This window comes from Robertmurraya sp. FSL W8-0741, from assembly GCF_038004005.1.
GTDB lineage: Bacteria > Bacillota > Bacilli > Bacillales > Cytobacillaceae > Robertmurraya > Robertmurraya siralis.
Genome location: NZ_JBBOQG010000001.1, coordinates 3035821 through 3059229 on the forward strand (window position 1 = coordinate 3035821; position 23409 = coordinate 3059229).

The following is a 23409-nucleotide window of genomic DNA, read 5'->3' on the forward strand; positions in this document are numbered from 1 at the left end:
GGATGTTGATCTGTATCCTCTCCTCACTTGCTTTTCCTTTAAGTCCTATCATTCCTTTAAGCTTTTGAGCAGAAAATGACATCCATGCTTTATCGTTCTAAGCCGGATCCCTTCCCTCGTCCCCGCAAGCTGCAACTGCTCATATTTGGGCTCTCTTCCTTTGATAGAAATACCAATAAAGACCATTCCGACTGGTTTGCCTTCTTGCTTTGCTGGTCCCGCGACTCCTGTAAAACTTATGCCAATATCAGCTTGTATGAGAGAACGGACATTTTCTGCCAGCTCAAGGGCACACGCAGCACTAACTGCTCCATAAGTCTCGGTCGTTTCCTTCTTAACGTTGAGGACATGTTTCTTCACCTCAGTGGCATAGCAAACAACACCACCCTTAAAAACATCACCCGCGCCTGATATTGAAGTAATCTCCTGCTGGAAAAGCCCTCCTGTAAGGCTTTCGGCACAGGCTAACGTCAAATTTCGGGCATCCAGCTCTTGAAACAACTCATTCATTAATGAAGTGGAATCATAACCATAAAAATACTCTCCCACTCTTGCAAGAATTTGTTGTTCAGTCTTGTCGATCAGCTGATGAGCGAGTTCTTCATTTTTCGCCTTCGCCGTTAATCGAAGCGTCACCTCACCATCTGCAGCAAGCGGTGCAATTGTTGGGTTTTGCTGTCCATCAATTAAATCATCAATTTCAGTCTCTAACATCGATTCTCCGATCCCAAAAAAACGGAGAACACGGGAAACAATTTTGTCATTAATCGGCTGAAGCTTCAAAATCTCCTTTTCGCCATATTGGGAAAACATTGGTTCAAGTTCTTTAGGTGGACCTGGTAACAACATATAACTTCGTTCATTTACAGTCACAACCATTCCAGGTGCCATTCCATGATCATTCGGAAGGACAGCGGCACCTTCTAATACAAGGGCTTGTTTGCGGTTGTTGTCTGTCATTACTCGATTGATCGTTTGAAAATACTGCTCAATCGAAGAAAGAGCCACTTCATCATGAACGAGCTTCTTCCCTAAGTGTAACGCGATCGTCTCTTTCGTTAAATCATCCTTCGTAGGACCGAGCCCACCCGTCAGAATGATGAGATCCGCCCTACTCTCCGCAATTTCTAGAGCACCCTTTAACCGTTCTGGATTATCACCGACAACTGTATGGTAGTAAACATTGACACCAATATTGGCAAGCTGCTTCGAAAGAAATTGAGCATTCGTATTCACAATCTGCCCAAGCAATAACTCCGAGCCAACTGCAATGATTTCCGCATTCATGCAAAACACCCCTACCCATGAAAGTTATGTCCAGCCAAATATCGTAGATTCTTTTATTTGGAGTTGATGAAAACATGTTTATTTTTACTAAAATAATCCCAGCCTGACCAAACTGTAAAAAATGCAGCGACCCAAAGGGCTATATCAGCAAACGGCAATGACACGAGTTCAAAAATCATATTATGTAATAATAAAGCTGAAATCGCAATAATTTGCGTCCATGTTTTTATTTTCCCCAACATATTGGCAGCAACAATTTCCCCTTCTCCAGCCAAAATTGCTCGAAGTCCTGTTACCGCAAACTCTCTGCTAATAATTAGAATCACAATCCATGATGATGCCATACCAATTTGGACAAGAACAATCAACGCTGCCGAAACGAGTAGCTTGTCCGCCAACGGGTCCAAAAACTTCCCAAGATTCGTTACTAAATTATATTTACGGGCATAATAGCCATCAATCCAATCGGTCGTAGAGGCTATAATAAAAATCAATGCTCCTACAAAATGGGCAATTGGAAGTTCTGCACCAAGAAATTTCATATCACCCCAGGAAAAAGGATAGAGCATTATAAGAAGAAACAGAGGTATAAGTAAAATTCTTGAGACGGTTATTTTATTTGGCAAATTCATTTAATTTACCCTCCAACTTTAAAAATATAGATCAATCCTAATCCTTAATCATGGTCTTCATTCTCTACACATGTATAGTAAAAATCGATGCAGAAGACAAAATAGTTAAAAGCGAAAAATAGTCACCGAATCGATGACTATTCAGAAGTTTTCGTGTAACGAATCGTAATATCTTGTACGGTCTGGCTTTCAGGCGCTGCAGCATATTCCAGCTTTTCGTCATTTATATAGATCTCTGTGTTTGGCGCACTTCCAACCCTGATCACAACTTCTTCTTCATTTGATAAATCCTCTGTATGACTATCCGTACCACCTGTCGTAAGCATTCCTTGGAAGACTGATTGACCAGCACCATTTTTAATACTCACCCAAGTTTCACCAGTGGAAACAAGCTTCAGCTCAAAGTTATCGGCATTTTTGAGTTCATAAGTAGTTCTTCTTCCTTGCGATTCCACAACCGTTATTTCTTGTTCTTGTGCAACCTCTTCTTCGGTTGAATCAACATCTTCATCTTTACCATTTTGCTCATCCTCTTCTTCATCAACAACTGGCTCTTCTACTGGCTCACGCGATAAATTCTCAGCTTCCTCATAAGATGCCCCATCAGAATTATTTTCTATCTGCTCATTCGTATCTTTACCGGCAGTTTGCGAATAAAAATACCAAATGACTGCCAGCGCACCAATTATAAAGGCTGCAACCAATATTTTCGGGAGAATATCAAAGAATTTAGAATTTCCCCCTGAAATATTCCTGCGAGTTTGAACACGGGAAAGCTTCTCAGGTAAATCGTCTTTAAAAGCTGTAGGGACATCCGCTTGATATTGCTCAAACAACTCCTCAGGCTCTAAATCGACTGCTTCCGCATATTGTTTAATAAAGGCACGGACATAGAAAGGTCCCGGCATCATGCTATAATTTCCTTCTTCTATTCCCTCTAAATATCTTTTTTGAATTTTCGTCACAGCTTGCAAATCATCTAAGCTCATATCTTTTTCAAGACGAGCCTCTTTTAAACGATTCCCTAATTCCGTCAATTTGTAACACCTTCCAACTGATAATTTTCATTATGTCTCTATCACCATTCCATAATGTGAGCAATCGAAGACATCATTTTCAACTCTACATATCATATTCAACCTTGGTTAAGGAATCCGACCTTACATTAAAAATCAAAACCACCAAAGTCAGAATCAGAAAACATATTATTTTTTTCAACAACTTCGTATGTAATCTCTTGTTCAGGATCATCTCGCAATTCAATAATATAATCAAAATCATCGAGAGTATACTCTGTATTTTGCACAAATATATCAGGATGCTCAACAACTTTCACGGCAGGCAAGCGCATAATCTCCCGCACCAATTGCCAATGACGCTCATTAGCTCTCCTTGTTGAGACGATCCCATCGATAATAAACAGATTATCCTCACTATACTCATCTTCAATTAATTTATTGCGAATGGTTTGTTTTAATAATGTTGATGATACGAATAGCCATCTTTTATTAGCACAAACGCTGGCAGCAACAACAGATTCTGTTTTGCCAACGCGTGGCATACCACGAATGCCAATAAGCTTATGACCATCCTTCTTAAATAATTCTGCCATAAAATCAACTAATAATCCAAGCTCATCCCGAACGAAGCGGAAAGTCTTTTTATCATCGGCATCTCTTTGTATGTATCGCCCATGCCGAACAGCTAATCGATCCCGGAGCTTTGGAACACGGAGCTTTATGACTCTTATTGTATCCATCGTATGTAAAATAGACTCTAGTCTAACAATTTGATCATGGTTTTTAGCTAAAATTAACAGCCCGCGTCGGCCCTCATCGATACCATTAATCGTCACAATATTAATAGAAAGCATCCCTAGCAATGACGAAATATCACCAAGCAGTCCAGGGCGATTTGTTGTTATTTCATATTCTAAGTACCATTCTTGCTTTTCCATGGAAAACCTCCTTAGAAGTAGAAATATAGGAGTGCCTGTGATCCCAAGGTACGCATGGTATCTTTATGAATTCCATCAGCTTGGAAAGAGCTTTGCTGGCATTCTCCAAATTATTCTCTTATTCGACAAAATCACCAAAAATAAGCAAATTCATCTAGCTTCTATAATAAAGGATTTTCTATGAATATGAAAGAAAAAAGCGAGTTCAAGTTTAGAAAAGATATAGATAAGAGCACCCATAACAATTATATTCTTATTCCCATATATATGACAATTTTTATCCCTATTTCAAAGTCATTTTTGTAAAATAAATGATCAGGAGCATTCAATGATTCCAGTGAGGACGGACCAAAGGAATTTCCCCTGTGCATAATCAACCTGCCAAATTACAACATGTCTGCTCTTTCAATAATTAAAGCCTGCTGGGATTCCCTTAACTTATCGGGGATGTTGGTTAGCACTTAGCTGCTTGAGGTGCGGTAGACTTAGAGACTTCAAAGTGGGCTCGACCACAACGAGCACCTAAACCACGAGTAAAAAAGAGAGGCGAAGCCTCTCTTTAAGAATAAACAAAAACATTTTAGGAATTTCCATTATTTTGTACTAACTTAACCATTACGTTAGCAATCGCATGCTGCTCTTCTGGAGTAGCAACAGACCAAAGATCAGCTAAAATTCTTTCTTGTTCGTTCTTCGGATCTACTTGCTTTGCTAAATAATCACCAACCTGATACGCGATATCGCTAATAACCTCTTGATTCATTCCTTCATTTTGAGCCTGATGTAAGCGATCTCCTAAAAAGTCTTTCCATTGATTCCAATTTTCAAGTACAGACATGAAATAACCTCCTTAATTATATTACGTGGTTATTTTGCTTACTTGACAGGGATATTATACATATTTTACATATTTTTTCATCAAGGTTTTTAATAGGTATAGTAGTGTCACCAAAGGATGAATGAGCCATCCTTTCATTTACACATACCAGCCGCCATTAACAGCGATAATTTGTCCAGTTATATAAGCGGCTCTTTCTGATAAAAGAAATGACACGGTATCAGCAACATGTATTGGCTTTCCTAATTCCCCCATTGGAATTTCTTCAACCAGATCTGCAAGCTCATCCTCTGAAAAAGCCGTAATCATAGGTGTTTGGATCGCTCCTGGAGCAATGCCATTAACCCTGATTCCACCTAAAGCAACCTCTTTGCTCAATGCCTTAACAAAAGAGAGTTGTGCACCCTTAACGGTGGAATACGCAACCTCACAAGCGGCTCCTGTTTGGCCCCAAATCGAGGAAATGACAATGATGTTGCCACTTTTATTTCTCAGCATCTTAGGCAGCAGTTCTTTTGTCAGCAATAATGGACTTGTAACATGTGCAGTAATTAATTTTTCCGCCTCTTCCTCCTGCAAATCAACAAGAAGACCATAATGACTCATCCCACTATTGTGAATGATGGCATCGAGTGAAAATATCTGAGATACAACCAATTTGTAGCCATTACGTGAGGATAGATCCGCTTGTATCGGAATGTACTCCCCTTCATAACGGGAGAGCTCCTCCATAAGCTGATGAATAGACTGTTCATTTTTATAGAAATGCAAATAAAGATTATAGCCTTCCTTCGCAAGGGTCAAAGCGATCGCCCTGCCAATTCCCCCACTTGCACCAGTAATTAACACAAATTTCTTCATAAAAAATCCTTCCTGCTCCCCTAAAACACTGCTCTTATTTTTTCTTTGGCATGATCTGACAGACCGATAAACGCTCTTCAGAAATAAACTCGTTTGCCACCCTTTTTACTTCATCAATTGTCATTTTTTCAAGTGTTGGGACAACATCAAATAAATTCATTTCATTAAATGCATAGCGTGTAAATTGATTGGCAATGAATTCGGGAGAGTTGACTGCCCGTAAAAAACCACCAATCTTCTTCTTTTTTGTTCTTAGTAATGCTTCCTCCGTTAAGCCACCGTTTTTTATGGCAAAAAGCATTTCCTTCAGTCTTGCCACTAATTGCTCAGGATTGCTTGTATCGCCACCAATCATGGCAAAGCCAAAGCCCGATTCCTGCGTATAATCATAGGAAAATGTATCATCAATTAATCCTTCGTTATAAAGCTGTTCATAATTAACTGAGCTTTTTCCGAACAGCATATCCAACAGTACATTCGTAGTCAGTTCATTTTTCAGCATTTCCATTCCACTTTGGTCATGATGCAATGCCTTTATTCCAAGCAGACATTTCGGAGTTTGCACATTCATTTCAAGAATTTTCTTTCCTTCGTTCGCTTCCTTTTTTTCAGCTTCAAATCGTCTTTTAATCTCTGGCTGTGATTCAAATGGTTTCTTAGCTTGATTTTCTTTAATTTGATTCATTATCTTCTCGACATCAACCGGTCCGACCACGAACAATAACATATTGCTCGGATGATAAAAAGTGTTATAGCACTCATACAACATATCCTTCGTGATATGGGAAATGGAATCGATCGTTCCAGCAATATCAATTTTAACAGGGTGATTTTGATAGAGATTTTCGATTAAACCAAAATAAAGTCGCCAATCTGGATTATCATCATACATCGTAATTTCTTGGCCAATAATTCCTTTTTCCTTTTCAACTGTTTTTTCTGTAAAATAAGGTTCTTGGACAAAATCCATTAATGTCTCTAAGTTCAGTTCCACATTTGAAGTACTGGAAAAGAGATAGGCTGTTCTTGTGAAGGAAGTAAACGCATTCGCAGATGCACCTTGGCGACTAAATTGTTGGAAAACATCCCCATCCTCTTTTTCAAACAGTTTATGCTCAAGAAAATGGGCAATGCCATCAGGCACCTTGACAAACTCTTCCTTGCCAAGAGGGATAAAGTGGTTATCGACCGATCCATATTTTGTCGTAAAAGTTGCATACGTTTTATTAAATCCCCGTTTCGGGAGGATATAGACATCTAATCCATTGGCTAATTTTTCATAATAAAGCTCTTCTTGTAATTGTTCAAATGTGATTTTTTCCATTATTGCACCGCCTCCTGTCCCGTTAAAAAGTAAACAGTGTCAAGCTGGATTTTTTGAGCAACCTTTACGATATCTTCCTTTGTTGCTCTTTCCATTTGTTCCAGCCAATGATCCAATGTGATGTTTTGATGTGAAACGACATTATGATAAAGGATTTCAACTATTCCCCTTGCCGTATCTATGGTTTCTAAAAGCTGATTACGTATGACTGCCTTTGTTTGCGCCAGCTCCTGTTCGGAAAAATCGCCTTTTTTCATTGCAGCCATCTGCTCATTAATAATCGCTACTGCCTGCTCATAATTTCTGTGTTCAATTCCCGACATGACCATCATCAAGCCTTTATGACTCTCCAGACGACTGGCTGCATAATAAGCTAAACTGGCTTTTTCTCGAACGTTTATAAATAGCTTCGAATGAGAAAAACCCCCGTAAATACCATTTAGAACTTGAAGGGCATAATAGTCCTCATCGCCATAAAATATATTTGTGCGAAAACCAATGTTTAATTTCCCTTGCTTGACGTCCTGCACTTCATTAATTGTTTTTACTTCACGTTCTGCAACCGCTTCACTCCGTTCAACGAGTTTTGGCTGACGGGGAGAAAACTTAATTTTTTCATGTGCTATTGCTGCCACTTCATCTTCGGATACGTCCCCTATTACATATAAATCGAGTTCATCCTCTGAAAATGCCTTTTTATAATAGGAAAATAAACTTTGTGCCGTTATCCCAGCCACTTCATCCATTTCTCCATGGACATGAAGAGCATATCGTTCCCCTTTACACATTTCCTCCACTAGTCTTGTACTTGAATATTTCATCTTATCATCATAGTTAGATTGAATTCTTTGTTTATGTGTACGCTTCTCCTTTTCAACTGTATCTTGCTCAAAGGCATTATTGGCAACGTTTGGATTTGTCAAAATTTCCGCTAAAAATTCCATCCCTATCCTTAAAAGCGGCGTTTTATCGGATAAAAACTTCTCGTTTGCGATTTCTAAAGCGAAGCTAATAACATGATAATCTCCTTTTTTGGCCAAATCGACATAAAAGTTAGCTCCATATAATTCGTCTAAAAAAGCTCTTAGCTTTGTTGAGGATGAATACTTTTTTGAACTGCTCTGCAAAACATACGGCAACAATGCCCGAAGTGTTACTTCTTCCTTGCTTATTGGAGCTTTCATTTTCCAAACAAGTGTATTCGTTTTGAATTTTTCAGTTTTTACGATATGAAGATTGTAGCCTTCCATTTCTTTCACTGATTCTGATATAACAGTCATTAAGACATCCTCCTTAGCATCATACATACTCCTTACTATCATACCCAATAATTTTTGTTAAACTTTCAAGAAGATATTATTACTATACCTTGCCGCTATTTTCCATTTCAAGTAGAAGACAATCATCGGATCAAAAAAGACCTGACAATAGTCAGGTCAGAAATTACGATTAACGATGTCCTTTGACATAAGGAATCCCTGAAGCCTTTGGAGCATCTGCACGACCAACGAACCCGGTTAGTGCCAGAATCGTTAACACATATGGCGCGATGATTAAAAATACTGATGGAATATTTTGAAGCAATGGAATTTGTGCACCAGTGATACTTAAAGAAGTTGCAAATCCAAAAAATAGCGCAGCTCCCAACGCTCCGATTGGATGCCATTTACCAAAAATCATCGCAGCTAAAGCAAGGAATCCTTGTCCAGCAATCGTATGCCCTGTAAAGTTACCAGAAATCGAAAGCGCGTAAACAGAGCCACCAATTCCAGCAAATACGCCAGATAAAACAACGCCAATATAGCGCATGCGATTCACATTAATTCCCATTGTATCGGCAGCCATTGGATGTTCACCAACGGAGCGAAGCCGTAAACCAAATGGGGTTTTGAAAATAATATACCAAACTAGAATGGCAACGAAAATGGCAATATAGGATGTATAAGGAATACGTGAAAAGAAAATATCACCAATTACCGGAATATCCGATAAAAAGGGAACATCCTGCTTGTTAATGCGGTAATCAACAAAATCAGTTTGCCCTTTATTGTAAATCCGTCTAATCAAGAAAAGGGTCAGTCCAGCCGCCAGCATGTTAATCGCTACCCCTGATACCGTTTGATCTGCACGGAAAGTAATACTTGCGACAGCATGTACAAGAGAAAATATCCCGGAAGCAATCGCTGCAACAACGATCGCAATCCATGGTGCAGCCGCACCAACACTGTCTTGAAGAGTTAAAGTTGTCACAACACCAGCAAAAGCTCCAAATAGCATAAGCCCTTCAAGACCGATGTTCACAACGCCTGAACGTTCACTCATTACTCCACCAAGAGCAGTAAAAATGAGAGGGGCTGCTGTATACAACGTAGCGGGAATAATAATCACCAAAATATCTAAAAAGCTCATGTTATTTCCCCTCCTTGCTAAAGCGTGTAAGTAATAAGCGTATTAAATAACTAGATGCAACAAAGAAAATAATTAAGGCAATAATAATCTCAACAAGTTCTGAAGGGACGTTCGCATTGAAATTCATTTGCGGCGCTGCTGTATTCAAACCTCCAAATAATACTCCAGCAATAATAATCCCGAATGGATTATTTGCCCCTAATAGAGCCACAGCAATTCCATCAAATCCCGTTCCCGTAAATGCAGAAAGCACCGTCATATTTTGGAATGTTCCCAATCCTTCCATCGCTCCAGCAATTCCAGCAAATGCGCCAGAAATGGTCATGGAAAATACAATGTTCTTGGAAACATTCATACCCGCATATTGTGAAGCGTGGCGGTTATACCCAACTGCTTTTAATTCATAGCCCGTCGTTGTTTTTTCTAAAAGAAACCACATGATGATTGCCATTAAAACGGCAGCCAAAATGCCCCAATGGAGACGAGAGCCATTTGTCAAATCAGATAAAAAACCAGATGAAAGCGAAGCTGATTCTTGAATTTTGTATGATTTCTCATTACCTGCATACAAATATCTTTTAATAATATCCGCTGTTGTATAAAGCGCTACATAGTTTAACATTATCGTTACAATAACTTCATGTACTTTAAATTTTGCTTTTAAAAACCCGGGAATCATCCCCCAAAGCCCACCTGCGATTGCTGCAGCTAGGATCGCTACAGGAATATGAATAACTGCCGGTAAATTAAGAGCATAGCCAACATAAACAGACGCTAGCCATCCTACTAATAGCTGCCCTTCAACCCCTATATTAAACAGCCCTGTTTTAAAAGCAAAACCAACTGCAAGCCCGGCTAGAATCAGTGGAGAAGCAGCGCGAATCATTTCACCGATATTTTTTGGACTTCCAAACATTCCTTGAAATAAAGCACTGAAGCCTGCCGCTGGATCGTAACCACCAATTAGCATGATGATCGCTCCTACAAGCATCCCTAAAATGGCTGAAAAAATAGGTACAACAATATTAAATAACTTGTCATTTTTCAGGAGTTTTTGCATTATGAAACACCTTCTCTTTCTCTCTTGCCACCAGCCATTAATAGCCCTAACTCCTGCTCTGTTGTTTCTTTAGGGTCTACTACATCAACGATTTTACCTTCATATATTACGGCAATTCGATCACTTAAATTCATGATTTCATCCAGTTCAAATGAAATTAACAGGACCGCTCTGCCTTTATCTCGTTCTTCAATCAGCTTGGAGTGGATAAATTCAATTGCGCCAACGTCTAGTCCCCTTGTTGGCTGGGCAGCGATTAATAAACTTGGACTGCGATCGACTTCTCTCGCAATAATTGCTTTCTGTTGGTTCCCACCTGACAAAGCTCGGGCAGGCGTGTATTCTGAAGGTGTTCGAACATCGTATTCCGCAATTAAGGCTTTCGCTTTTTCATAGATTTTATTGTCATTTAAAATGCCAGAATTTGAGTACGGTTTTTGATAATAGGTTTGTAAGACAATATTCTCCCCCACTGTGTAATCAAGCACCAAGCCGTGTTTATGGCGATCCTCTGGAATATGTCCAATCCCTGTTTCAGTGATTTTACGTGTGGACAAATGGGATGTTTCCTTCCCATTAATTTTTATGCTCCCTGATTTTATCTTCCTAAGACCTGTAATTCCTTCAATAAGCTCAGATTGACCGTTTCCATCAACTCCTGCGATTCCTAATATTTCCCCGGCTTTCACATCTAAGTCAAGTCCGTTTACACTGGGAATATTTCTCGCATCGGTAACGACTAAATCTTTTATCTCCAGCACTACTTCTTGAGGCTCAGCATCCTTTTTATCCACTTTAAAATGCACCTCGCGTCCCACCATTAAGGCAGCGAGCTCATCAGGATTCGTTTCTGCAACATTAACTGTTCCAATTCCTTTTCCCTTACGTATAACTGTACAGCGATCACAAACTGCCATGATTTCCTTAAGTTTATGCGTAATTAAGATAATCGACTTTCCTTCAGCAACTAGCTTGCCCATTATTTGGATAAGCTCCTTAATTTCCTGAGGTGTTAACACTGCAGTCGGCTCATCAAAAATTAATATCTCGGCCCCACGGTAAAGCGTCTTTAAAATTTCAACCCGCTGCTGCATCCCTACAGAAATATCCTCAATCTTAGCGTACGGATCGACAGCAAGGCCATACCTTTTCGAAAGTTCCTCAACCTTCTTTGCCGCATCTTTAATATTGATTTTCCCAGCAACAGTAGGTTCACTGCCTAGAATAATGTTCTCCGTGACCGTAAAATTATGGACGAGCATAAAATGCTGGTGTACCATTCCTATTCCTAAACGGTTCGCCACATTCGGATCAGTAATTTTTACGGGTTCACCTTTAACCTTTATTTCTCCTTTTTCCGGTTGATATAAACCGAAAAGAACATTCATTAAAGTCGATTTCCCTGCACCGTTCTCACCAAGCAATGCATGAATTTCTCCCTGCTTAACTTGTAAGGTAATATTATCGTTCGCAACAATGCCTGGAAACTCTTTTCGAATGCCATTCATTTCGATTACGTATTCCACCAATATCACTCCCTATTTGAATGGAAAAAATTATCACTTTTAGATCCTACTAAACAACAAATCGATTTCAAACGTGCCAAGTAAAATATGTATTGAACGAACGTTCTCATAACTTTAAGGACGTGATCGTCTCGTTGTTTATTGGCTCATTTATTCTTCAGACGATCGAAGCTTCTTTTATATTTGTCGTTATTAAGCATTTTTTTACATTTAAAAATGTTACTTTTTTGCAGCCTTTTCTAAAGAATAAATGAGGCAATAACATCTCTTCTAATTCTTTCCAGAGAACCTTTTCTCGGAAAAGTAAGGCTAGTGATTGTGTTGCCACTAGCCTTACATTGAAACTCTTATTTATTGTAGTGAAGCTTCGAATGCTTCAAATTCTTCATCCGTTTTAGGTACTTCAATTTCCCCATCAAGGATTTTTTGTTTAAATTCTTCCACTAAATCTAGTGCCTCTTGGCTTACGTTTTCTGTTGTAGGAGCGATTCCTACTCCCTCTTCAGCAAGACCAAATACTGTTTCTTTTCCACCAGGGAAGTTTCCATCTAATGCCATTTTAGAAATTTCATAAACAGCATTGTCAACACGTTTAACCATTGAAGTTAATGTTACGTTTTCTGGAAGTCCTTCTTCATGTTGGTCACGGTCAACCCCGATTACCCATACTTCTTCACCGTTTGCTTTACGGTTTTTCGCTTCAGTGAATACTCCGTTACCAGTTCCACCAGCAGCATGATAAATAATGTCTACCCCTCCACTATACATTGTGGAAGCAATGCTTGTTCCATTTTCAGGCTTATTAAAGTCACCAGCATATTGAACAACTACTTCAATAGTAGGGTCAACTGATTTAACACCGGCTTTAAAGCCGTTTTCAAACTTCTTGATTAGTGGTGAATCAACTCCTCCAACAAAACCAAGTTTCTTTGATTTCGTATGCTTTGCAGCAATTACACCAACTAGGAATGAACCACTATGCTCATCAAATGTAACATTAGAAACATTATTTAACCAGACTGGTTCTCCGTTTTCATCTGATAAAAGACTATCAATTAACGCAAAATGTGCGTTTTCATTTTGCTCTGCAGATGCTTTAACCGCATCAGCTAGTAAAAATCCAGCTGCAAATGTAACATCAAATCCATTTTCAGCAAATTGACTCAAATTCGGAATATAATCAGCTTCTTTTTCTGATTGAAGGTAACGGTACCCTTCATTTTCTGTTAAGCCTTTTTCTTCACCAAACTTTTTTAAACCTTCCCACGCAGATTGGTTAAATGATTTATCATCTACCCCACCAGTGTCTGTTACAAGACCAACTTTGAAGTCGGATGCTTTATTATCCTTTCCTTCATCTCCGCCGCCTTGTTCACTTTCGTTGTTTCCACAAGCACCTAAAATTGTTCCTGCAGCAAGTACGAGTGATAAAGCTAATCCAAATTTACGCTTTTTCAAGGTTTGTACCCCCTATAAATTTGATTTAGTAGATTAACATCAGGACCTCTTCAGCTTAAATTCTCTTTCGCAAGACATGAAAGCTGAACTTGTCTGCTCGAAAGTAATTAACCGAGTAAAGAATCGGCATATCCTTTTCGTCGAAATGCATTTGCTTTAAAACAAGCAAAGCAGTTTCAGGGTCACATTCTAGTATTGGTGAAATTCGTTCATGATATCCAAGCGGTTCAATTTCGGCAATGGCGTATGTAATTTTTCTTTGTGAAGTCTCTTCTAATACATGGAAAAGTGATTCCCTCTCATGTGAAAAGGTTTGAGGTAAATAATGATGCGGCACATGATCCACGCAATAGACGACCGGCTCTCCATTTGCAGTGCGAACTCTTTCCATCACAAAAATTTCATCATCTTCAGAACATGCGAATCGACGGATATCCTCCTCGGTTGCACCTAGAGTATCCGAGCTTAGAAAAATGGTACCTGGCTTCATTCCGACTTGAACAATCATATTGGTTACACTATTAAGCTGTTCAATTCCAGAGGAAAATAAAGGTTTAGCATTAACAAATGTCCCCACACCATGGCGTCGGATAATCACATTTTCTTCTTCAAGGATTCGCAACGCCTCTCTTAGTGTTGCCCGACTAACTCCTAAAAGCTTTGCCAGGTCAAATTCAGAGGGCAACTGCTCCTTCTCTTTGTAAATCCCTTTTTCGATATCCTGTTTAATCCGATCAATCACCTGTAAATATAAATGTCTGTTATCTGATTTGATGGACATCCTTTACTTCCTCCAACCAATTTTCTCCAAGACATCAGACCTCTGATGTATAATCATTCCTACTAATCGAAAATACTATACCATTTTTCAGTTCATAAATAAATAGAGAAAGACAAGATTCTACAAATTTTACTTCAAAAAAATTTACAAAACCTTGCAATGATAGACATTATGAGCCTTTCATTGCAAAAGTGGGGAAGGGATTTCAATAGTATAACGCATTTAAGAACCTGCCTCTTCTGAAGGCTTGTCCATCAATACTGCACGAGGCTTACTGCCTTCATACGGTCCAACTACCCCTCTAAGCTCCATTTCATCTATCAATCTGGCTGCTCTCGTATAGCCGATACGGAACCGTCTTTGCAGCATCGAAACTGAGGCTGTTTGCATTTCAAGAATTAATTCCACCGCTTCATTGTACAGCTCATCCTCGACTTCAGACGTTGTTTCCGGAAGATCGTCTGGAATCATTTCTTCCTGATACTGGGCTTTTTGTTGGTCGATCACAAAGTCAACAATTTCCTCGACTTCGTCATCTGATAGAAAAGCACCTTGTACACGTATTGGTTTAGAAGCACCGACTGGTAAAAAGAGCATATCCCCTCTTCCTAGTAGTTTCTCAGCACCACCCATGTCCAAAATGGTGCGGGAATCAGTTGCAGAAGAAACAGCAAACGCAATTCGTGAGGGAATATTGGCTTTGATAACACCGGTAATGACATCAACAGATGGTCGTTGTGTAGCGATGATCAGATGTATGCCAGCTGCACGTGCCATTTGTGCAAGACGTGTAATGGCATCCTCTACATCCGATGAAGCTACCATCATCAAGTCTGCCAGCTCATCGACAATAACAACGATGTATGGAAGTAAAGGCTGTTCAGCACCAGACTCGGCATTATGTTTCTTCATGTATTCATTATATCCTTCAATGTTTCGCGTGCCTGTATGCGAAAACAATTCGTAGCGGCGTTCCATTTCACTAACTACTTTTTGCAAGGCTTGTGAAGCTTTTTTCGCATTTGTCACCACTGGCGCAAGCAAATGCGGGATTCCGTTATATACATTTAGTTCGACCATTTTCGGATCGATCATCATTAGCTTCACTTCATGAGGTTTAGCGCGCATGAGGATACTCGTAATAATACCGTTTATGCAAACACTTTTTCCACTACCTGTAGCTCCTGCAACGAGCAAATGCGGCATTTTATTTAATTCTGCCAGCACGGCCTCTCCTGTAATATCCCGGCCCAATCCAATCATTAGTTTAGAGTCTGGCTTATCATTTTGCTTTGATTCAAGCACTTCCCTTAAAGAAACCATCGCCACTTCAGAATTTGGAACTTCAATTCCAATTGCAGATTTACCTGGGATAGGCGCCTCAATGCGAATATCCTTTGCCGCTAATGCCAGAGCTAAATCATCGCTAAGACTAACGATTTTGCTAACCTTAACCCCAACATCGGGATGTACTTCATACTTTGTTACAGCGGGACCTAAATGGACCTGCGTCACCTTCGCCTTCACACCAAAGCTTTGAAATGTTCTTTCAAGCTTTGCCGCATTTGCATGGATCAATTCATATTCACCGCTTTGATCCGTATGTCTCGGTAGCTTTAATAACTTAATTGGCGGAAGTTCATAATCGACATTCTCCACTTCCGTAAAGGTAATCGTCGGAGCTTGTTCTTCATCATTCTCCGCAGACTCCGCCTCTTTTTTGTCATTTCTTTTATGTATATCTTCTTCAGGCTGGACGTAAGCTCTTTCCGCAAAGCTAGAAATAATCGGCTCGGACGGTTCCTCTCGTTCATTCAAAACCTGCTCACCTGAATGCGGAGCTATCATCTCTTCCTTTTTTTGTTGTTCTTTCCGTGCTTGTTCCTTCGCACGAGTTGCTTCTTTTTTAGCCACTCTTTTTTCCTTCGCAGTTTTTAAATCATCGGTGAATTTTTGCCATTGATTTTTAACAAATCGCCCACTCGAGAGAAGCATCTTAACTGCTGCCTCTCCAAACGTTTTACCGGTTAAAAGTACAATTCCAATCATAATCAAAACAGCAGCAATAATTTTTGAACCTGCCTCATCAAATAAAAAGTAAAATAAGGCAAACAATATTGCTCCGAGCATTCCTCCGCCAAGATCGGTCGTGCTCGTTTCGCCATTTACCTCCATCCAAAAAAGCTCCCACGTATTCTTAATCACACTTGGATCAGCAAACTTCCCATTGTTTAACAAATTATTAAACAAGGTGACGTGGCTTAACAGTAAAAGTGAGGCTACAATTAAATAAATCCCCACAAGCCTCCGATGGAAATAGTTTGGAATTTCTCTCTTCCAGATAAAATATCCTCCTACTACGGCAAGTGCCAACAAACACAACATAAACCATTCACCAGTGAAAAAGCGGAAAAATAAAACAATCGCCCTTCCAACAGCTCCTAATCCTGCAATTGAAATGGCTGCTAATGCAATAAAAATAAGACCGATAAGCTCGAAGCGGATCGTTCGCTTAAACTGAGTACTTTGCTTTGTGCTTCTTCTACGTTTCCTTTTTGCCATTCAATCACCTTAAATCTTGTAATTATTTTTCAAAACGAAAGCAGCCTAAACGGCTGCCTTTCTTTTGAGGTGAACCTATTATACCATAAGTCTTTTCTCTAATACCATCGTTCTTGGGCATTAATGGATCGAAATCATCGCACCTGGACTGTAGCGCTGATCGAGAAAATGGTTTGGGTCGCTACTAAGATTGCGTATAACTCTATATTTTTGTTCCCCCGTCGCTTCAACAATGAGTGGGATGCCCTCATGCAATATTTGCTTTTGCTTGCCAAATTCATGTTCGTCGCTTGGGAAAATAAGCTCCTGAGGCATCATCGTATATAAGATCACTGAATCAACTCCTCACTGTTTTTCTTATTTATCTCAATTAATTCATCCAATTTTCTCATCGCTTGACCAATTCCTCCAACTTCATCAATTAATCCATACTTAACCGCATCTGTCCCTATTACATTCGTACCGATATCTCTTGTTAAATTTCCTTTTTCAAACATCAAATTTTTGAATTTTTCTTCCGAAATGTTTGAATGCCGTGTCACAAAGCTTACCACTCGCTCTTGCATTTTATCCAAATATTCAAACGTTTGCGGAACACCGATCACAAGACCAGTTAGGCGGATTGGATGAATCGTCATCGTTGCCGTTTCTGCAATAAATGAATAATCACATGAGACGGCAATCGGAACTCCGATGGAATGGCCGCCACCTAGAACAATCGAAACGGTTGGCTTTGACAACGATGCCAGCATTTCCGAAATCGCTAAACCTGCCTCAACATCCCCACCAACTGTGTTAAGAATGACTAATAGCCCTTCTATTTTTGGGTTTTGCTCAATTGCTACTATTTGCGGGATCAGATGTTCATATTTTGTTGTTTTATTTTGGGGTGGCAATTGAAGATGACCTTCAATTTGTCCAACTATTGTTAAACAGTGAATTTTTGAATCTTGCGAGAGCTGAGGAACATTTGTTTGCCCTAGCTGTTGAATTTTTTCCATTAAAGGAGAGGACTTATCCTCTTTGGGCTGCTCCTGTCCTTCCTCCTGCTCACTTGTAAATTTACTGTTGTGCTCCATTCCATATTCTCCCTTCTGTACAATAACTTATTGTTAGTATTGAACCTGGCCCGCAAATTCATGCAGAAAATCACAGGCGAAAAGAAGGGAAAGCAATTAGAAAGAGATTGTAACTGAGATTAAATGCGGAGCCAGCTTTTTATCGGAAGGAAGGTTAAAATGCCAGTTGTTTTCTCGCAAGACGGGGATACGAATTTCTTGCCTTACATGGAATCAGAGCATGTGTAAACAAAGTTTCACAAAATGTTGATTAACAAAACCACATGATAAAAAAGAGAGGTCCACAAGGACGCTCTCTATACTTCCATGATAATCGGCATAATCATCGGTCTTCGTTTCGTTTTTTCAAATAAAAACTGGTTGAGCCCATCTCGCATGTCTTGTTTAATACTCGCCCAATCAAAAAACTCTTGGCTAATATTTTTTTCCACAACTCCTTTTACAAGTTTAACAGACTCGACCATAAGCTCTTCAGACTCCCGTACATAAACAAAGCCGCGTGAAATAATTTCAGGACCTGCCGAAATTTTCTTTTCCGCCTTATTTAAGGTTACTACAACAATGAGAACACCATCCTGCGATAAAAGTTTGCGGTCTCTTAAAACAATATTGCCAACATCACCGATTCCACTTCCATCAACTAATATGTTTCCAGCGGGCACTTTTCCAGCAATTTTAACTTGATCACCCTCTAATTCAAGAACATCCCCTTTATCGATCATCGCAATTCGATCGTCAGTAATCCCGCATTCTTTCGCAATTTTACTATGGGCCTTCAACATGCGGTATTCACCATGTACCGGAATAAAAAACTTCGGGTTCATCATATTAATCATGAATTTAAGTTCTTCTTCGCTGCCATGACTTGAAGTATGAACCATCCGTCTTCCAGAAATAACGCTGGCACCTGCACGACTCAACATATCAATTGTCTTATATATGAATACCTCACCGCCGCGTAATGGAGAGGCAGCAATTAGAACCGTATCGCCCTCTTGAATATTTATATATCGATGCTGCCCCTTTGCCATCTTTTGAAGTGCTTCAATTGGCTCTCCTTGCATCCCTGTTGCTAAGATGACAATTTCATCGTCATCATAATCCTTCAATTCATCAATCGGTATGATTAATTCATGATGGACATGAAGATAATCAAGCTCGATCGCAATATCAAATACTTGCTGCAAACTCTTCCCTACTACAACAATTTTTCTTCTGCTTTCATAAGCAGCATCAAAAATATGCTGAATTCGATTTAAGTCTGATGCAAAAGAGGCAGCAATTATTCTACCCTTTGCGTTATAAAATACATCCTTCATCGAACGAACTACAATCGCCTCTGATGGTGTATAACCCGGCTTCTCAGCATCCGTACTGTCTGATAAAAGACAGAGTACCCCTTTTTCACCTAAAGCTGCCATTTTCCCTATTTCTGGCTTGTAAAGATCGGTGGCTGCCTGATCAAATTTAAAATCGCCCGTATAGACGATTGCCCCTTCTGATGTATGTATCGCAATACCAACAGAATCAGGAATGCTATGATTCGTTTTGAAGAAAGAGACGGTAACCGTACTCAGATCAATAATTGAATCTGAGTGTATCTCCACAAAATTCGTTTTTCCTTTATATTCCTGTTCCTTCAGTTTCGCTTTGGCAAGGGCAAGCGTAAGCTTCGTACCGTATACCGGTGCTTGTACATGACGTAAAAGATAGGAAAGTGCTCCGATGTGATCCTCATGTCCATGGGAGAGAAAAATCCCTTTTATCCGTTCCTTATTTTGCGTGAGAAAGGTAATATCCGGGATGACGATATCAATTCCGAGCATTTCATTTTCTGGAAACATGAGACCCGCATCTAAGACTAATAAGTCCTCGTCCACATCAACCACATACATGTTTTTGCCAATTTCTCCGACTCCTCCTAGAGCTACTATCTTGATGTTTTCATTCTTTCTTATGTTCAATGTCATACTTCCTCCTACTTGTTGTTTCCGACCCGAGATCAGTTACCATCATTATACTTGAAAACTGAAACCCTTTCCAATCAATTTTAGCGAATCTCCATTACTCCAAGTCTTAAGTACCTGTCTTTATCATAACCAAAAGGGTGGGAACCCTTTCCAACCAATAATTTTCAAGTGCTCTTATATAAAGTGCTTTTACAATAGCTTTCTATAAATAAAGATGCCTAAAAGTTTTCTCGACGAAGGCGGACTGCTTGCACTTGGCATAAAGAGAACCGAATCTATAAAAAGCCGGCTCAAACACTGCTTAATTGCAGCGTTTGAGCCGGTTTTTTAAAAGCATTAAGCCTTATTTAATAAAGCAATTAGCGCATTTCGCTCGTGCTCTGTTAAAGGGACTAACGGCAATCGTACTGAACCGACATTTAACCCTTTTAACTGAAGAGCTGTTTTTACTGGTACAGGACTCGGTGCTTTAAAAAGACCTTCCATCATTGGTAAAAGCGTTTGATGAAGCTCGGCTGCACGTCTATGCTCCCCGTTCAAGAATGCGTGCACCATTTCTTGCATTTCTTTTCCAATGATATGCGATGCGACTGAAACAACACCAGTTCCTCCGATCGCTAAAACCGGAAGTGCAATCCCATCGTCACCACTGTATAAAAGAAAATCTTCTGGCGTATTAGCAATAATTTTTGTCATCGCATTTAAATCTCCGCTTGCCTCTTTCACGGCTGCAATATTCGGAATTTCAGCCAAACGAATAATTGTTTCGGGTAAAATATTGACTACAGAACGGCTTGGAATATTGTAGACCATCACAGGCAATGTTGTTGCTTCGGCAATTTCTTTAAAGTGCTGGTACAGACCTTCCTGATTTGGTTTATTATAATAAGGAGCGACCACCATAATTCCGTCAACACCAAGCTGTTCTGCCTTTTTTGTCAACTCGATAGAAGCATATGTGTTGTTGCTCCCCGTCCCCGCAATAACCGGAATTCTCTTATCGACAATTTTTACAACGTGCTGAAACAATGCGATTTTTTCTTCTTTAGTCAATGTCGGAGATTCACCAGTTGTTCCAGCAACAACGAGAGAGTCCGTTCCGTTTTCAATCAAATAATTAATTAACTGAGTTGTTTTGGCAAAATCTATATGTCCCTTATTATCAAATGGGGTTACCATTGCGGTTGAAACTCTACCAAATAAAGCCATATTTACACTCCCTTGTGTACAATTAACACGATTCGAAGTTCATTATTTTCACAGTTGGAAAACTTCTTCAACCATTAATCCAATCTTTCATATTCAAATGTATCATTTTGAAGCTCAAAAGCATCATGCAGCGTATTGACTGCTGTGACAAGATCATCCTGCTTTACTAATACCCATATCGTTGTATGACTATCAGCAGATTGTAAAATTCTTATTCCCTTTTCCGATAAGGCAGTCACAATCTTCGCTGTAATACCAGGGACCCCAGCTATACCAGCTCCTACAATTGAAACCTTTGCACAATTTCTTTCTAACAGCGGTTCATATCCTTTGGCTTTTAAAATTTCTTCTGCCTTTTCACTCATTTCATCAGTTACCGTATACACGACACCGTTAGGAGAGATATTGATAAAATCGACGCTTATTTTTTCATTGGCCATCGACTTAAAAACTTCTGCTTGAAGGTCGTATTCACCCTTTCTCGCCAACACCTTAATTTGTGTAACCGGGGCAACATGGGCAATCCCTGTCACTGTGCGCTCATTAATATCACTGCCTCTATTGCTGCGATTTAACGTCGTCACAAGCGTCCCGGGATTGTCCGAATAGGTGGAACGAATTCGGATTGGAATTTTTGCCTGCATAGCAATTTCCACTGCGCGTGGATGAATGACCTTTGCTCCTTGATAAGCAAGGTTACATACTTCGTTATACGTAACAACACTCAGCGGTCGCGCATTTTCTGCAATACGGGGGTCCGCTGTCATGATTCCTTCTACATCGGTAAAAATATCGACCCATTCAGCTTGAAGTGCTGCTCCTAATGCTGATGCAGAGGTATCACTTCCACCTCGGCCAATCGTCGTTGTATCACCATTTTTGGCAGCTCCTTGAAATCCAGCAACAACGACGACATCATAGTTTTGCAACTCTTCAAGCAACCGATCGCATTCCATCTTTACAATCTTTGCATTGGTATGATCATGATTGGTTCGGAATCCTGCTTGAGACCCTGTTAAAGAGGTTGCCTTAATCCCGTTTTTGAGCAGCATTTCTGTAAAGACGACACTGGAAATCACTTCCCCGCATGAGAGAAGAAGATCCTGCTCGCGCTTTGTTACCATTGTTTTTGCTCCATCAATTAATGAGAGCAGTGTATCCGTTGCATAGGGATCTCCACTTCGTCCCATGGCTGAGACGACAACCACTACTTTATATCCTTCTAGGAGTGCTTTTTGAATATGTTTTTTGGCATATTCTCGCGTTTCCTCACTTCTTACAGAAGTTCCCCCGAATTTTTGAACGATAATCTTCATCGTAACACCTCAATTATTAGAAAGGCTCTTTTCTTAATTTCATTCTTAGTTGTTTGCGAGCAATCTATCCCGAAAACTTATTTAACTAGTCCGATTTTAATTAAACTTTCTACAATCTGAACTGAATTCCAAGCAGCACCCTTTAGCAAATTATCCGATACAACCCACATATGAAAGCCGTTTTCTTCATCTAAATCTCTGCGAATCCGCCCAACAAAAACATCGTTTTTACCGACGCAGTCAGCAGGCATTGGGTAAATTTGATTCTGTGGATCGTCTTGTAGGACAACACCAGGAGCATCCTGCAATAAAGCTTTAATGTCTTCAGGTGTTACCCCAGCTTTCTCTACCTCGAAATAAAGTGACTCAGAGTGTCCTGTAGCAACAGGCAATCTTACGCATGTTGCCGCAACCTTTAATTCAGGTAAATGCATAATCTTTTTCGTTTCGTTAATCATTTTCATTTCTTCAAATGTGTAGCCATTGTCCATAAATTTATCAATTTGCGGAATCGCATTAAAAGCAATTTGATAATGCTTCTTATCCGATTTAACTGGTAAAATCTTTGGTTCGAAGTCTTCATTCTCAATAATCGCCTTTGTTTGCTCATAAAGTTCCTCGACAGCCTGTGCACCAGAACCAGAAACAGCTTGATAAGTGGAGACGATCACCTTTTTTAAACCGAACGTTTCAAATATTGGCTGTAACGCGACCACCATCTGAATGGTAGAACAGTTTGGATTAGCAATGATTCCATTATGATGATGTAAATCGGTCTCGTTCACCTCTGGTACAACAAGCGGCGTATTTTCATCCATTCTAAAAGCACTCGTATTATCGACCACAATCGCTCCCCTTTTAACCGCTTCTGGAGCAAGTTCTTTGGATACACCGCCTCCAGCACTGAAAAGAGCAATATCAACATTTTCAAAGCTTTCTGGTTTTGCTTCTTGAACGATATATTCTTGTCCTTTAAAAATCACTGCCTTTCCAGCAGAACGTGGTGAAGACAGCAATGTTAACGTCGAAATTGGAAAATTCCGCTCTTCAAGAGTTTTTAGCATTTGTTGCCCAACCGCTCCTGTTGCTCCAACTACTGCTACATGAAATGCTTTTCTTTCTGTCATAATTGTTTCCCCT

At 39.7% G+C, this 23409-nt stretch carries 20 protein-coding genes; all 20 read right to left on the reverse strand.

The genetic code is table 11. The annotated features are described in order from the left end of the window. Positions 1-48: 48 nt before the first annotated feature. Positions 49-1287: a competence/damage-inducible protein A gene (locus tag NST02_RS14725; RefSeq protein WP_340949220.1), complete on the reverse strand. Its 1239-nt coding sequence runs from the start codon at positions 1285-1287 to the stop codon at positions 49-51. Between the two features lie 53 nt (positions 1288-1340). Then, positions 1341-1919: a CDP-diacylglycerol--glycerol-3-phosphate 3-phosphatidyltransferase gene (gene pgsA, locus NST02_RS14730; protein ID WP_212933460.1), complete on the reverse strand. Its 579-nt coding sequence runs from the start codon at positions 1917-1919 to the stop codon at positions 1341-1343. 137 nt (positions 1920-2056) lie between these two features. After that, positions 2057-2956: a helix-turn-helix domain-containing protein gene (locus tag NST02_RS14735; RefSeq protein WP_095308196.1), complete on the reverse strand. Its 900-nt coding sequence runs from the start codon at positions 2954-2956 to the stop codon at positions 2057-2059. 128 nt (positions 2957-3084) lie between these two features. Next, complete coding sequence (locus NST02_RS14740; RefSeq protein ID WP_095308194.1) at positions 3085-3876, reverse strand: DUF3388 domain-containing protein; 792 nt, start codon at positions 3874-3876, stop codon at positions 3085-3087. A 580-nt stretch (positions 3877-4456) separates the two neighbouring features. Beyond that, positions 4457-4714 carry a DUF3243 domain-containing protein gene (locus tag NST02_RS14745; RefSeq protein WP_095308192.1) on the reverse strand — a complete coding sequence of 86 codons (258 nt, stop codon included), beginning with the start codon at positions 4712-4714 and terminating at the stop codon, positions 4457-4459. Positions 4715-4852: 138 nt separating this feature from the next. Beyond that, complete coding sequence (gene ymfI / locus NST02_RS14750) at positions 4853-5575, reverse strand: elongation factor P 5-aminopentanone reductase (protein WP_137742853.1); 723 nt, start codon at positions 5573-5575, stop codon at positions 4853-4855. Between the two features lie 34 nt (positions 5576-5609). After that, complete coding sequence (yfmH, locus tag NST02_RS14755; RefSeq protein WP_137742852.1) at positions 5610-6899, reverse strand: EF-P 5-aminopentanol modification-associated protein YfmH; 1290 nt, start codon at positions 6897-6899, stop codon at positions 5610-5612. Continuing rightward, positions 6899-8179: an EF-P 5-aminopentanol modification-associated protein YfmF gene (gene yfmF, locus NST02_RS14760; protein WP_340949221.1), complete on the reverse strand. Its 1281-nt coding sequence runs from the start codon at positions 8177-8179 to the stop codon at positions 6899-6901. Before yfmF ends, yfmH begins: the two co-directional genes overlap by 1 nt. 169 nt (positions 8180-8348) lie before the next feature. After that, complete coding sequence (locus NST02_RS14765) at positions 8349-9308, reverse strand: ABC transporter permease (protein ID WP_095308184.1); 960 nt, start codon at positions 9306-9308, stop codon at positions 8349-8351. Between the two features lies 1 nt (position 9309). Beyond that, positions 9310-10368, reverse strand: coding sequence for an ABC transporter permease (locus tag NST02_RS14770; RefSeq protein WP_095308182.1), 1059 nt, complete (start codon positions 10366-10368; stop codon positions 9310-9312). Continuing rightward, positions 10368-11894 carry an ABC transporter ATP-binding protein gene (locus NST02_RS14775; RefSeq protein ID WP_095308180.1) on the reverse strand — a complete coding sequence of 509 codons (1527 nt, stop codon included), beginning with the start codon at positions 11892-11894 and terminating at the stop codon, positions 10368-10370. The genes NST02_RS14770 and NST02_RS14775 overlap by 1 nt, the downstream gene beginning before the upstream one ends. A 351-nt stretch (positions 11895-12245) precedes the next feature. Then, on the reverse strand, positions 12246-13352 hold the full coding sequence (locus tag NST02_RS14780) for a BMP family lipoprotein (protein ID WP_212933459.1): 1107 nt from the start codon (positions 13350-13352) through the stop codon (positions 12246-12248). A gap of 55 nt (positions 13353-13407) precedes the next feature. Continuing rightward, positions 13408-14133 (reverse strand): GntR family transcriptional regulator, encoded by a 726-nt coding sequence (locus NST02_RS14785; RefSeq protein ID WP_095308176.1) that lies wholly within the window; start codon positions 14131-14133, stop codon positions 13408-13410. A gap of 222 nt (positions 14134-14355) precedes the next feature. Beyond that, positions 14356-16695 (reverse strand): DNA translocase FtsK, encoded by a 2340-nt coding sequence (locus tag NST02_RS14790; RefSeq protein ID WP_340949222.1) that lies wholly within the window; start codon positions 16693-16695, stop codon positions 14356-14358. 120 nt (positions 16696-16815) lie between these two features. Further along, a complete protein-coding gene (locus tag NST02_RS14795; protein ID WP_095308172.1) occupies positions 16816-17028 on the reverse strand; it encodes a YlzJ-like family protein in 213 nt (70 codons plus the stop codon). Further along, entirely contained in the window at positions 17025-17774 is a 750-nt protein-coding gene (locus NST02_RS14800; protein WP_095308170.1) for a ClpP family protease, read from the reverse strand. The genes NST02_RS14795 and NST02_RS14800 overlap by 4 nt, the downstream gene beginning before the upstream one ends. Positions 17775-18070: 296 nt before the next feature. Next, the gene (locus NST02_RS14805) at positions 18071-19744 is read right to left on the reverse strand and encodes a ribonuclease J (protein ID WP_211344077.1); all 1674 of its coding nucleotides are present in this window, start codon (positions 19742-19744) and stop codon (positions 18071-18073) included. A gap of 336 nt (positions 19745-20080) precedes the next feature. Then, positions 20081-20953: a 4-hydroxy-tetrahydrodipicolinate synthase gene (dapA, locus tag NST02_RS14810; RefSeq protein WP_137742847.1), complete on the reverse strand. Its 873-nt coding sequence runs from the start codon at positions 20951-20953 to the stop codon at positions 20081-20083. A 74-nt stretch (positions 20954-21027) separates the two neighbouring features. Then, positions 21028-22269: an aspartate kinase gene (dapG, locus tag NST02_RS14815; RefSeq protein ID WP_095308166.1), complete on the reverse strand. Its 1242-nt coding sequence runs from the start codon at positions 22267-22269 to the stop codon at positions 21028-21030. Positions 22270-22346: 77 nt separating this feature from the next. After that, entirely contained in the window at positions 22347-23396 is a 1050-nt protein-coding gene (gene asd / locus NST02_RS14820) for an aspartate-semialdehyde dehydrogenase (protein ID WP_340949223.1), read from the reverse strand. Positions 23397-23409 lie beyond the last annotated feature (13 nt).